Source organism: Desulfosarcina sp. BuS5, assembly GCF_028752835.1.
In the GTDB taxonomy this organism is placed as follows: Bacteria; Desulfobacterota; Desulfobacteria; order Desulfobacterales; family BuS5; genus BuS5.
The window spans coordinates 3420696-3433496 of the sequence record NZ_CP087952.1 but is presented as its reverse complement, the minus strand read 5'-3'; the positions used below and the strand labels follow the sequence as shown (position 1 = coordinate 3433496).

Here is a 12801-nt window from a genome sequence, read left to right as displayed (position 1 = left end):
AAAAAGTGTAAAGTGCTTTTGAAGTGATATGAAGGATGCCGATTTTTGAATGCATAGATTAGCCATACATATCAGGGAACTGGGTGATCAGCTTGCGCTCTGCAAACGATGTGGAATGTGCCATGCGGTTTGTCCTGTTTTCGCTGAAACCGGTCGTGAAGCGGACGTTGCACGGGGAAAACTTGCTTTGCTCGATGGACTGGTTGATGAGATGTTTACAAATCCTGGGGGTGTTTTTGAAAGGCTTAATCGCTGCCTTTTGTGCGGATCATGTGCCGCTATTTGCCCCAGGGGTGTGAATGTTCTTGAAATTTTTATTAAAGCCCGCATTATTCTTGTCGATTTTATGGGACTCTCCTGGAGGAAAAAAATTATTTTACGAGGAATGCTTGCCAGGCCCGGCTCATTTGACCGCAAAATCAGGTGGATGGCGGCAGCCCAGAAAATTTTTAACAAACCGGCCGAAGAGCATTCAGGGACATCGTGTGCGAGATATTTTTCTCCTTTACTAAGGAGCAGGCATTTTGTCCCTTTAGCCAGTGCCCCCTTCCACAGTATTCAGTCCTCTTTAAATTCTCCGGCAGGAAGTTCGGGCATAAGAGCAGCCTTTTTTACAGGTTGCCTGATTGATAAAATTTTCCCGAATATTGCCCGGGCAACTGTAGATTCTTTAAAATATCATGAAGTTGGAATATTTTTACCTGAATCGCAGGGATGTTGCGGGATGCCTGCGATTGCTGCAGGTGACATGAAAACATTCATTCAGCTTGTCAGGTATAATATTGAACAATTCAGTGAACAAGACTTTGATTATCTGCTGACTGCATGCGCTACGTGTACTTTTGCCATAAAGAGGATATGGCCGATGATGTTTCCTGAAGATTCGGACATCAAAACCAAAATTGATAGTATTGCTGAAAAAACTATGGATATCAACCAGTTCCTTGTTTCCAAAACAGGCGTTAAACCATCTGTTTCTCAATCGAACGATGCTGTTTCAGTAACTTACCATGACCCCTGCCATCTGAAAAAATCTTTAGGAATATCAGATGAACCCAGAATAATGATTCAGGCAAATCCTGATTACAGTTTTAAGGAAATGCTTGAACCTGATCGATGTTGCGGTCTGGGAGGAAGTTTTAATTTGCAGTATTACGAAATTTCGGCTAAAATCGGGCAAAGAAAAATTGAAAATATTAAAGTCTCAGAAGCATCAGTGGTAACTTCAGGATGTCCGGCGTGCATGCTGCAACTCTCCACGATGCTTTCACAAGCAGGATCCGGGGTTGTTGTTAAACACCCTGTGGAGATATATGCTGAATCTATAACAAAATGGTGTAACAAGCCAGAAGGATTATAAAATGACTCAACTTGAAGATGCAAGACATGGTAAAATCACTGATGCAATGAAGTGGGTTGCAAAAGAAGAAAACGTCTCTTCCGAGAAGGTAAGGGAGCTGGTTTCTTGTGGTTTTGTTGTAATACCGAAAAATAAGAATCGGGAATTTAATGTAAAAGGAGTCGGCAGCGAATTGAAAACAAAGGTGAATGCCAATATCGGAACTTCACCAAGCCATTTTGATATAAATGAAGAGATGAAAAAACTTGCCGTAGCTATTGAAGCCGGCGCGGATGCTGTTATGGATCTTTCCACAGGTGGAGACCTTGCGCTTATTTTAAACAAAATTATCGAAAACTCGTCTGTTATGGTGGGTACTGTCCCCATATATAAATCAGTAGGCAGGCTTTTTTCAGTAGGCAAGGAGACTGCAGATTTAACCTCTGAAGATATTTTTGCCGATATAGAAGAACACGCAAAAGCCGGTGTCGATTTTGTTACAGTGCACTGCGGAATAAATCGCAATACGCTTAAGGTGTTGGAAAATTGTGATCGTTTGATTGGTATTGTATCAAGAGGCGGGAGTCTTATGGCTGAATGGATCAGCAAGACGCATAAAGAAAACCCTCTTTATGAAAAGTATGACCGGCTGCTCGAGATTGCACGGGAATTTGATGTTACTCTTTCACTGGGTGACGGCCTGCGGCCGGGAACAATTTGCGATGCCGAGGACAGGGCACAGGCCTCCGAACTGGTAGTACTTGGCGAGCTTGCCAAAAGAGCCGGAAAAGCAGGGGTGCAGGTGATGATAGAAGGCCCGGGGCATGTCCCTTTAAACAGGATTGCCGGGGATATGAAAATGCAGAAAAGGTTGTGTGGCGGCGCGCCTTATTATGTGCTTGGTCCCCTGCCTACTGATGTTGCGCCGGGATATGACCACATTGTCGGGGCTATCGGAGGCGCCATTGCCGCTGCAAACGGAGCCGATTTTCTCTGTTATGTCACCCCGGCCGAGCATCTCTGCCTGCCTGGAATTGATGATGTTCGTGAGGGTGTTGTAGCTTCAAAAATTGCCGCTCATATCGGAGATATTGAAAAGGGGATCAACGGAGCCTGGGAAAGAAACAGGGACATGTCCGCTGCACGGCAGAGCTTTGACTGGGAGACAATGTTTAAACTTGCGATTGACCCTGCCAGGGCAAAAGCCAGGCGAGTCTGCAGTGAGGACGGGAAGAGGGATGTCTGCACAATGTGCGGTGACTTATGCGCAATGAAAACTTACGAGCGGATAACCGATCTGTGAAATAATTTGCTTTTTATCAAAATTTATGTTACTTAACAAGCTTATTTAAAATTTAACCCCTTCCCAGCCTGCTTACAATCACCACATTATGCTATAATGTAGGGATAAAGGAGATTATAGATGGTAGATTTTACATATCAGGAAATGTTTCCTGTTGGACAGGATGATACGAATTATGATTGCCTGACTAAAGAACATGTTACATCAACCACATTTGAAGGCAAGGATATATTAAAAATTGCCGGTGAAGGTCTCACACTTCTTGCGGAGCGTGCCTTTAGAGATGTTTCTCATTTATTAAGGCCGTCCCATCTGAAGCTGGTTGCCAAAATTCTGGATGACCCTGAGAGTTCGGATAATGACAAATATGTTGCAACCGAAATGCTTAAAAATGCGGTTATATCGGCAGAGGGCGTTTTTCCGTTATGCCAGGATACAGGTACTGCAGTAGTAATGGGGAAAAAAGGTGAGCAGGTCTGGACAGGTTCTTCCGATGAAGAAGCTTTATCAAAAGGAATATTCAATGCCTATTTAAACAATAACCTCCGTTATTCCCAGAATGCTCCCATTACCATGTTTGATGAAAAGAATACCGGATGCAACCTGCCTGCGCAGATTGAATTATACGCCGTAAAAGGTGATGCCTACAATTTCCTGTTTATTGCAAAAGGAGGGGGCTCTGCAAACAAGACCTATCTTTACCAGGAAACAAAGGCGATTCTTGACCCTGACAAGCTGGTTGACTTTCTTACTGAAAAAATGAGGTCACTCGGAACAGCGGCCTGCCCGCCCTATCATCTTGCCGTCACTATCGGCGGGACCTCGGCAGAGTTTAATTTAAAAACAGTAAAACTGGCATCAGCAGGTTATCTTGACAAACTTCCGACAAAAGGGAGCGAGTCAGGTCATGCCTTCAGAGATTTGGAGATTGAAGCTCAGTTGTTAAAAAGATCAAGGGAGCTTGGGCTTGGGGCCCAGTTTGGCGGCAAATATTTTTGCCTTGACGTCAGGGTGATACGTCTTCCAAGGCATGGCGCATCATGTCCGATAGGAATAGGGGTAAGTTGCAGCGCAGACAGAAATATAAAGGCCAAAATTACTAAAGAGGGAATTTTTCTGGAACAGCTCGAAACCAATCCTGCAAAATATTTACCCGCAACAGAATCTTCGGATGATGCGATTCGGATTGATTTAAATAAACCGATGGATGAGATCAGGGCCGTCCTTGCTAAATATCCGGTTTCAACCATGTTGCTTCTTTCAGGTAAAATAGTGGTGGGCAGGGATATTGCCCATGCAAAACTCAAAGAACGTTTGGACAGAGGAGAGGGGTTACCGCAATATCTGAAAGATCACATTATATATTATGCCGGTCCCGCAAAAACACCCCCTGGATATGCTTCAGGTTCATTCGGTCCCACAACTGCCGGGCGGATGGATCCTTATGTGCCCCTTTTTCAGGCGCAAGGCGGCTCCATGGTTATGCTGGCAAAAGGTAATCGCTCAAAGGAAGTAACGGAATCGTGTAAAAAATACGGGGGGTTCTATTTAGGTTCCATAGGAGGGCCCGCGGCCAGACTGGGGAAAGAGTGCATAACGCATATAGAAACTATCGAATATCCCGAACTTGGAATGGAGGCTATCTATATGATTACAGTAAAGGATTTTCCTGCATTTATTATTGTTGACGATAAGGGTAATGATTTTTTTGAGACCCTATAGATAGACCGTCACATAAATAATTTCACTGCGTTATCGGTCGTCGGAGTAGGGGGTCAAGATTTTGAACCCCTACCCTTCTGGCCTTGTGCCAAATTTTAAAATCGGGTAAGTATCTGACGGTTTATATAACCTAATTGTAGTGTTTGAACAGAAACCGGTTAACTTAGACTTTTAAGGTTTGCGTTCAGGCATTAAATAAATAAAAAGGTAATCAACCATGAAGGTCAAAGTCCTTTTATTAGACGATATTTTCAGTAGTCTTTTCAGAGACAAATTTTCGGCCAATCAACTTGTATGGGATGATAACTGGGTGGCATCCATAGAAGATGCCTTTATCGCTTCAGAGAAGAGTACGGGAATTTCGTTTGAACTTATTAAAAGCGGCAAGATCGAATCATGGCAGGAGATAATTGAAAATGAAAAACCCGATATTCTTATTCTCGATATTTCCTGGCCTGAACAAGCTATGGAAAAATATGGAGACAGGTTGCGCGCTACTGAGATCTCGTTAAATATTCTTCCGGAAATACGAACTGCTTATCCCTCCCTACCTGTTATTTGCCATACAGCAAAGCCGGATAAGGAGTTGATTGAAAAGGCTTACAAAGCAGGGGCAACATTTTTTGTAGAAAAAGTCGGTATGTCAATGCCCGAGGTTCAGGTTTCCTTAGTATATATTATTATTTATCTTTTAAGGCGGGTTCAATAAATTTTAACCGAGTACGAAGCAAAGGAGTTTTTTGATGGCAAAAACTATGAAAACAATCGACGGAGTTGCAGCATCGGCACATGTAGCATATGCCATGAGCGATGTATCTAATATCTATCCAATCACTCCATCATCGGGCATTGGTGAATTGTGTGATGAATGGGCGGCCAATGGACTTAAAAATATATTCGGGCAGACCCTGCTGGTACGCCAGCTTCAGTCCGAAGCCGGCGCATCAGCGGCACTGCATGGCGCCTTAGCTGCCGGAGCCTTGACCTCTACGTTTACTGCTTCCCAGGGACTGCTCCTGATGATTCCAAGTATGTATAAAATCTCAGGCGAGCTTCTCCCAGGAGTTTTTCATGTTACTGCCAGGGCAATTTCCACGCATGCGCTTTCCATTTTTGGAGATCACCAGGATGTTATGGCGGTCAGGCAGACCGGTTTCGGCCTTTTATCTTCCGCATCGGTTCAGGAAGTAATAGATCTGGGGCTGGTTGCTCATTTATCCTCAATTGAATCTTCGGTTCCTTTTGTGCATTTTTTTGACGGGTTCCGCACATCCCATGAGATTCAAAAGGTGGAAATGATAGATTATGATGATATGGCCAGGCTGACCAATATGGACGCGGTTGAAAAATTTCGTCAAAGGGCCGTAAACCCGGAAAGGCCGCAGATAAGGGGGACAGCACAAAATCCGGACATATATTTTCAGGGCAGAGAGACTGTTAACCCGTATTATGATAAGATTCCCGCCATTGTATCGGAAGAGATGAGAAAGGTCGGTGAGCTTACCGGCCGCAAATATAAGCTGTTCGATTATGTGGGTGATCCTGATGCGGAAAGAGTTATAATTTCAATGGGCTCTTCCTGTGAAACAATCGAAGAGGTTGTAAATTATATGACCGACAAGGGAGAGAGCGTCGGGCTTGTCAAGGTTCGTCTTTATCGTCCTTTCTCAACAGAACACCTTTTTGCAGCTATTCCTGCAACTGCCACAAGCCTCACCGTTTTAGACCGGACCAAAGAACCCGGAGCTCTTGGCGATCCCTTATATACGGATGTTTGTACTGCCTATATGGAACGTGGTGAAATGCCGACAATTGTTAGCGGCCGGTATGGGCTTGGATCCAAGGAATTCAACCCGGGCATGGTAAAAGCTGTTTTTGATAACATGAAATCTGCAGGCCCCAAAAATCATTTTACAGTAGGTATTATTGATGATGTTTCTAATACTTCTCTTGATGTGGAAGAAGGTTTTAATGTTGCGCCGGAAGGTACAATCCAGTGCAAATTCTGGGGCCTGGGGGCTGATGGAACAGTAGGCGCTAATAAGAGCGCTATTAAAATTATCGGCGATTATACAGATATGTATGCCCAGGGTTTTTTTGCATATGATTCCAAGAAATCGGGCGGTGTTACCATGTCGCATTTACGTTTTGGCAAAACCCCGATTCAATCTACTTATCTTATAAATTCCGCAGATTACATAGCCTGCCATAATCCAAGCTATGTTAATGTTTATGATCTTCTGGAGGGGATCAAAGATGGAGGAATTTTTTTGCTCAACTCTTCATGGACGGCAGATGATATGGAGACCAGGCTGCCTTCCGGGATGCGGCAGGAAATTGCAAGAAAAAAACTTAAATTTTATAATATTGATGCTGTAAAAATCGCAGCCGAAATCGGTCTTGGAGGCAGGATCAATATGATCATGCAGACCGTCTTTTTTAAACTTGCAAATGTTATTCCTGTTGACGATGCCATCGATTATTTAAAAGATCAGATCAAGAAGATGTTCGGGAAAAAGGGTGACAAGATCGTTAATATGAACTTTGCAGCCGTAGATAATGCCCTGGATAATCTTGTTGAAATTAATTATCCTGAATCATGGGCGGAAGCTGCTTTGACACAAGAGCCTTCTGCAGAGGTGCCGGAGTTTGTAAGCAAAGTAATGAATCCGATGCTGGCTCAACAGGGCGACAAGCTTCCTGTAAGCTGCTTTTCAGACGATGGCCTTTTCCCTGTGGCTACATCACAGTATGAAAAACGCGGTGTATCAATTAATGTTCCCGAATGGGTTCCGGATAACTGTATTCAGTGCAACCAGTGCGCAATGGTTTGTCCCCACGCAGCCATACGTCCGGTTCTTCTTACCGAAGATGAACTGTCTGATGTTCCTTCCGGTTTTGAAACAGTCAAGGCGCTCGGCAAGGATCTCAAGGGCTATTACTTCCGCATGCAGGTAAATGCTCTTGATTGCCTGGGCTGCGGGAATTGCGCTGATATCTGTCCTGCAAAAAAACCGGCTCTGGTTATGAAACCACTCGATACCCAGACGGAAATTCAGGTGCCGAATCATCAATATTCACTTAAACTGCCCGTGCGTGATAATCTTGTCAAGCGGAACTCTGTCAAGGGAAGCCAGTTTCAGCAGCCCTTACTCGAATTCTCAGGTGCCTGCGCAGGATGCGGCGAAACGCCATATACAAAGCTTTTAACCCAGCTTTTTGGGGAACGAATGGTAATAGGGAATGCCACCGGATGTACTTCAATCTGGGGCGGAAGCGCTCCGGCTATTCCGTATTGCGTTAATAAAGATGGTCACGGTCCTAGCTGGGGGAGTTCTCTGTTTGAAGACCCCGCTGAATTTACCTATGGTATGCTTTTGGGTGATCTGCAGCTCCGAAGAAAACTTGCTGATATGATAGGTGAAGCTTTAAATTCTGAAATTTCCCAAAATATTAAGGATGCCATGCAGGGCTGGCTGGATAACATGAAGGATCCGGCAGGTTCAAAAAAATATGGGGATCAGCTCAAAGAGCTTTTGCCTTCCGCTAAGGGTAATGGCCTGTTGAGTGAAATATTGAGCATGTCCAGACTCTTTACCAAAAGGTCATACTGGGTCTTTTTAGGGGATGGTTCCGCCTATGACATCGCTTTTGGCGGTATTGATCATGTGCTTGCCGCCGGAGAAGATATTAATATAATGATTTATGATACCGAGGTTTATTCCAATACCGGCGGTCAATCTTCAAAGGCAACTCCCACCGGGTCGGTAGCCAAATTTGCGGCTTCAGGAAAAAAGACCTGTAAAAAAGATATGGGCGCCATGGCAATGACCTATGGTTATGTTTATGTTGCAAATGTTGCCATGGGCGCAAACAAACAACAGCTAGTAAAAGCATTTGTTGAGGCTGAAAGCTATGACGGGCCGTCTATTATCATGGGTTACGCTCCATGTATAAACCATGGAATCAAAAAAGGTATGGGTAAAAGCCAGGAAGAAGAAAAACTCGCTGTTCAGTGCGGGTACTGGCCGTTGTATCGTTATAATCCTGTTCTTAAAGCTGAGGGCAAGAATCCTTTTATACTCGATTCAAAAGCGCCTGACGGCACACTTCAGGAATTTCTGGCGGGAGAGGTGAGGTATGCATCATTACAAAAATCCTTTCCGGAGGAATCAAAGAGACTCACAGCAAAGCTGGAGGAAGAGTATAACGAACGGTATGAAGCCTTAAAGCTGCTTGCTGACCCAATGTCTATTAGTAAGACGAACGAGGGGGAGGGGGAGTAGTTTAGGTTAAAATTTACAAAAAAGGCCGGATCTTGTTATGAGATCCGGCCTTTTTTTTGGAAACAGCAAATCATTGACAGCTTGTAAACTTTTAACAAAGTTCAGGTCTTATGTTAAAGATACAAGCTTCTCACTGGGATCGGGTTATCCTGATCGGATTGCTACAAATCAAAATGCGCCTTTATCTTAAAAACTTTTGTAGCAGGCAGGTTGATTATTTCCTTAATTCCTGTTTCTTTGGATATTGCCTTAAGTTTGTTTTTTATTTCATCCATAGTTGGGGCTATAAATGTAAACCATATATTATAATCATTATCCCGCTGATAGTTGTGCGTTACTCCAGGATACTTATTGACATGCATGCTGAATGATTCTATCCTCTCATCAGGAACCTTTGCAGCACACAAAGTACTAATAAACCCCAATTTTTCAGGAACAAAGTTGCCTCCAATGCGCCGTATTGTTCCGTTTGACATCATTTGTCTGATTCTTTTCAGCACAAGCTCTTCCGTAAGATCCAGTTCTGTGGCAATATCCTGATAGGGCTGTGTGGTAATAGGAAAATCTGACTGAATGCGATTGAGGATTTTTCTGTCTATATCATCCAATTCGGCCATTAGGCGCTTTTTTCCCTCCTATAGAGCTTAACATAATTCATTTCACAAGGATAGAGTGAGGAGATAATACAAAAAAGTATATCTCCGACCGATAACCCAGTGAAATTATTTATGTGACGCTCTATATATACAAAAAAAGCCCTGTTAATAGTAACAGGGCTTTTTTAAAATTATAAACTTAAAATTTTACAAATTATACACATCCGGTCGGTTTTGGCAGACCAGCCATTTTACATGCCCCTTTACCGGGTCCTGACGGGAAGAGCTCGTAAATATGTTTCAGCTTAAATTTGGTAACTTTGGAAAGAACTCTAACCATGGGAGCAATTCCGTTTTTTTCATAATAATCCTGCAACATATTTATTACTTTACGATGCTCATCGTTCAGTTCATCAATTCCTTCCTGCTGTTTTACGTACTGAATCCATTCTTCACATTTTCCCTCTTCATAGCTCTCTATGAATCCGTCTTCATCTATTGTGAAGGTTTTACCCATAAATTCTGCCTGTGCCATATAAATAGCCTCCTTGTTAATGATAGTATAATAATTGTTGGCCAACAGCCTAATTTTTTTATGAAAGTATAAAAATATAGCATTGTGTTGTTTCTGTCAAGTTACAAATTGAAATGAATCTTTTAAATTTAAAATTGAAGGCACTTCTCCTAATATTCCTTTGGGGTTTTATTAATCTGAGCAAGGGTAAAGACAGGCCCATCCTTGCACACAAGCTCTTTTCCGATATTACACCTGCCGCACATCCCTATACCGCACTTCATACGGTTTTCAAGGGACATGATTATATGATCATGTTCATAACCAAGTTTTTCCAGAACAGGCTGGGTAAATTTGATCATAATCGGAGGGCCGCAAATAATGGCATAAGAATCGGCATTGCCGGACGGAGCTTTTTGTTCAACAATTGTGGGAACAAAGCCGACGTTATATTTCCAGTCAGGATCATCCGTGCCGTCAACTGTTATATGCATCTTGATATCATCACGTTTCTCCCATTCCGCCAATTCTTCCCTGTAAAGCAGCATCCCCGGGCTTCTGGCGCCGTAAACAACATCGACATCCCCAAATTTATGTCTATTATCAGGGTGAAGCAGGTATATAATTGATGAGCGTAAAGTAGTGAATGCAAATCCACCACCGATTATTAAAATATTTTTACCCTCCAGTCGGTCCCAGGGATACCAGTTTCCTAATGGACCTCGGATACCCATAATGTCTCCCACTTTCATATTGTGAAGATGGGTGGTTACCAGGCCGGCCCGGTTGACCGTAAATGTGACGAAACCTTTTTCAACGGGAGATGAAGCAATTCCTATAGGTATTTCACCCTTTCCTGGAATGGAAAGTTCTGCAAATTGACCGGCTTCATACGTGAACTTTTCTTCATCTTCTTTATTTAAAAAAACAAATCTAAATGTTTTAAGGCTCTTATCTTCAGTTGCAATATCAATATCATCAATGCGAACCGGATAAGGCAGATATGGATTTATCATGGTTTTTCCTCTTTTGTTCGGCTTACACGGCAGGTTCGTAACTGTTCATCTTTTCACAGATGCTGCGTATGTCAATATTTACCGGACATTGGCGAACACACCTTCCGCATCCGACACACATTATTCCCTTTTCATATTTATCCACAAAATATTTCAGCTTGTGCATAAAACGCTGACGTACTCTCTGAACCTTTTCACCCCTCGGGTTATGTCCGGTTGTATGAAGTGTAAACAAGGGAAACATGCAACTGTCCCAATTTCGCATGCGAATACCGTCATTGCCGTGAACTTCATCCTGTATGTCAAAGCACCAGCATGTGGGGCATACAAAAGTGCATGTTCCACAGTTTAAACATGCAAAAGAAACATCCTCCCAAAAAGGCGCCGAATAAATTTCAAGGGTATCTTTTCCTTTTAGTTTATCAGTTCTGATTTTAGAGGTAATTTTGGCTTCAGCATCGCTTTTTTTTGATTCAAGATTTGATATATCACCTGCTTCTGTTTTCCAGCCGGCGGATTCTAAAAGAGCCCCCCCTTTTTCCGTTATCACTTTCGCAAGATAATGATCATCAAAGTCGATTAGAAGCAGATCAAGCCCTTCCTCGTTATAAGGGCCGCTGCCGGCAGTGGTACAAAAACACGTGCTGCAGGGATCATCACATGCCAGACCAACAAATGTCGTGGACTCATAGGCTTTAAGCCAGTAAGGGTCTTTATAATCGGGAGTATCAAAATTTAGTTTGACCAGTGTTAATGCTTTGGCGTCACAAGGCCTTAAACCTATTAAAGCCCGTGGTGAATAATCAGTATCAATCTCATTCATTATGTGGTGATCATCTTTTGACTCGTCAATTGTATATTTTAACATCACCTCCGAATGAGGGAAAACAATTGATTTCGCCGAAAGACGTGTGTTTGAATAACTCAGATCAGGCACTTCATCATTATCTAGCTCCTTAAAGCTATAAAATTTTTCCCCTTTGGCCGGTCCTGTCAACTTATAGGAGTCTCTAAGGTTTTCTAAACCTTCGGCCCAATCTGTTTTGTCAATCTTTATGACCTTCATAATATCTGCCCTTATTTTATAAAATCTTCCGGATCATCAGGTTTAAAGGTATCAAGCGGAGGCCGCTTATCAATGGTCAAGCCTGCTTCCCAGCCGTATAGATCAAAACAATCTTTTTCAAGCTTTTTAGTGAATTGCCTTACATCAATACCCATGGGGCAAGCGCTGACACATGCGCCGCAATCAGTACATCTGCCGGCGCAATGATACGCTCTTAATAAATGGAATGTCTTTATATCCGTTGGGTCCTGGCTTTTGCCTACCCACTGGGGCCTTGACTCATCCACGAAACATGTGGGGCAATAACATAGCGGGCACGCATTTCTACAGGCATAACAGCGGATACATTCAGCTAAAAGGTTGTCGAAAAAATTCCACTTTTCATCAGAACCCATTGCTTCTATTTTGCGGACATCCTCGTATCTATCCACATCTTTTTGCTCTTCAACTTTATCTGAAACAAGTTCATCATATATAACCGGGTTGCGATGTATGCAAATAGCACAATTATCTCTCAGCACGTCTGATTTATTAATTGTTTTTTCAAAATCCCGGCCTTTAACCAGAATATTATCATCTTCCTCTTTAACCTCGATAATATCCTTACCGATCGTTGAATACACCTTATTTTTATCTATCATTCCAGTACAAGGGACGCCGATAATTGTAAGCTGATCACGCTCGATTTTATTTTCAATAATATGATTAACGATATTTCGTGAATCACAACCCTTGGCCACTATACCAATTTTTTCTTTTCTGTTGGTCAAGTAGTTGGCAAGATTCATTACACAAAAACTATCCCAGACAAATTTGCCGACATCATCCGGTTCTTTTGCGGTGCAGGGCTCGTTAATCATCGGCATGGTACCTTTTCTAAAGCCTATAACCATGTCGACTTTTTTATCTGCTAAAAGCTGAGCCGATATTTTTTGTATCTTATCGATATATCCTGACAT

10 protein-coding genes are annotated in these 12801 nt (G+C 42.7%); 5 read left to right on the top strand and 5 right to left on the bottom strand.

The window, feature by feature from the left end:
- The first annotated feature begins 49 nt into the window (after positions 1 to 49).
- From BuS5_RS16645 to nifJ, 5 genes are all read left to right on the top strand, one after another.
- Positions 50 to 1360, top strand: coding sequence for a (Fe-S)-binding protein (locus tag BuS5_RS16645; RefSeq protein WP_051374639.1), 1311 nt, complete (start codon positions 50 to 52; stop codon positions 1358 to 1360).
- 1 nt (position 1361) lies between these two features.
- Entirely contained in the window at positions 1362 to 2642 is a 1281-nt protein-coding gene (gene thiC, locus BuS5_RS16640) for a phosphomethylpyrimidine synthase ThiC (protein ID WP_027353355.1), read from the top strand.
- A 120-nt stretch (positions 2643 to 2762) separates the two neighbouring features.
- Positions 2763 to 4364, top strand: coding sequence for a fumarate hydratase (locus tag BuS5_RS16635; protein WP_027353356.1), 1602 nt, complete (start codon positions 2763 to 2765; stop codon positions 4362 to 4364).
- A gap of 217 nt (positions 4365 to 4581) precedes the next feature.
- Positions 4582 to 5073, top strand: a complete 492-nt coding sequence (locus BuS5_RS16630) for a response regulator (RefSeq protein ID WP_027353357.1) — start codon at positions 4582 to 4584, stop codon at positions 5071 to 5073.
- Positions 5074 to 5107: 34 nt separating this feature from the next.
- The gene (gene nifJ / locus BuS5_RS16625) at positions 5108 to 8650 is read left to right on the top strand and encodes a pyruvate:ferredoxin (flavodoxin) oxidoreductase (RefSeq protein WP_035264699.1); all 3543 of its coding nucleotides are present in this window, start codon (positions 5108 to 5110) and stop codon (positions 8648 to 8650) included.
- A 161-nt stretch (positions 8651 to 8811) separates the two neighbouring features.
- Here nifJ and ahbA read toward each other — a convergent pair whose 3' ends face one another.
- The 5 genes from ahbA to BuS5_RS16600 form a co-directional block, all read right to left on the bottom strand.
- On the bottom strand, positions 8812 to 9267 hold the full coding sequence (gene ahbA, locus BuS5_RS16620) for a siroheme decarboxylase subunit alpha (protein WP_027353358.1): 456 nt from the start codon (positions 9265 to 9267) through the stop codon (positions 8812 to 8814).
- A 193-nt stretch (positions 9268 to 9460) separates the two neighbouring features.
- Positions 9461 to 9781 (bottom strand): TusE/DsrC/DsvC family sulfur relay protein, encoded by a 321-nt coding sequence (locus tag BuS5_RS16615; RefSeq protein WP_027353359.1) that lies wholly within the window; start codon positions 9779 to 9781, stop codon positions 9461 to 9463.
- Between the two features lie 149 nt (positions 9782 to 9930).
- Positions 9931 to 10776, bottom strand: coding sequence for an FAD/NAD(P)-binding protein (locus BuS5_RS16610; protein WP_027353360.1), 846 nt, complete (start codon positions 10774 to 10776; stop codon positions 9931 to 9933).
- A gap of 22 nt (positions 10777 to 10798) precedes the next feature.
- A complete protein-coding gene (locus BuS5_RS16605) occupies positions 10799 to 11842 on the bottom strand; it encodes a 4Fe-4S dicluster domain-containing protein (protein ID WP_027353361.1) in 1044 nt (347 codons plus the stop codon).
- Between the two features lie 11 nt (positions 11843 to 11853).
- Positions 11854 to 12801, bottom strand: a complete 948-nt coding sequence (locus BuS5_RS16600; protein WP_027353362.1) for a 4Fe-4S dicluster domain-containing protein — start codon at positions 12799 to 12801, stop codon at positions 11854 to 11856.

Coding starts and splice junctions, on each gene's coding strand:
- BuS5_RS16610 (WP_027353360.1), bottom strand. CDS start 10,776: ATGATAAATCCATATCTGCCTTATCCGGTTCGCATTGATGATATTGAT.
- BuS5_RS16615 (WP_027353359.1), bottom strand. CDS start 9,781: ATGGCACAGGCAGAATTTATGGGTAAAACCTTCACAATAGATGAAGAC.
- BuS5_RS16605 (WP_027353361.1), bottom strand. CDS start 11,842: ATGAAGGTCATAAAGATTGACAAAACAGATTGGGCCGAAGGTTTAGAA.
- nifJ (WP_035264699.1), top strand. CDS start 5,108: ATGGCAAAAACTATGAAAACAATCGACGGAGTTGCAGCATCGGCACAT.
- BuS5_RS16645 (WP_051374639.1), top strand. CDS start 50: ATGCATAGATTAGCCATACATATCAGGGAACTGGGTGATCAGCTTGCG.
- BuS5_RS16600 (WP_027353362.1), bottom strand. CDS start 12,801: ATGTCAGGATATATCGATAAGATACAAAAAATATCGGCTCAGCTTTTA.
- BuS5_RS16630 (WP_027353357.1), top strand. CDS start 4,582: ATGAAGGTCAAAGTCCTTTTATTAGACGATATTTTCAGTAGTCTTTTC.
- thiC (WP_027353355.1), top strand. CDS start 1,362: ATGACTCAACTTGAAGATGCAAGACATGGTAAAATCACTGATGCAATG.
- ahbA (WP_027353358.1), bottom strand. CDS start 9,267: ATGGCCGAATTGGATGATATAGACAGAAAAATCCTCAATCGCATTCAG.
- BuS5_RS16635 (WP_027353356.1), top strand. CDS start 2,763: ATGGTAGATTTTACATATCAGGAAATGTTTCCTGTTGGACAGGATGAT.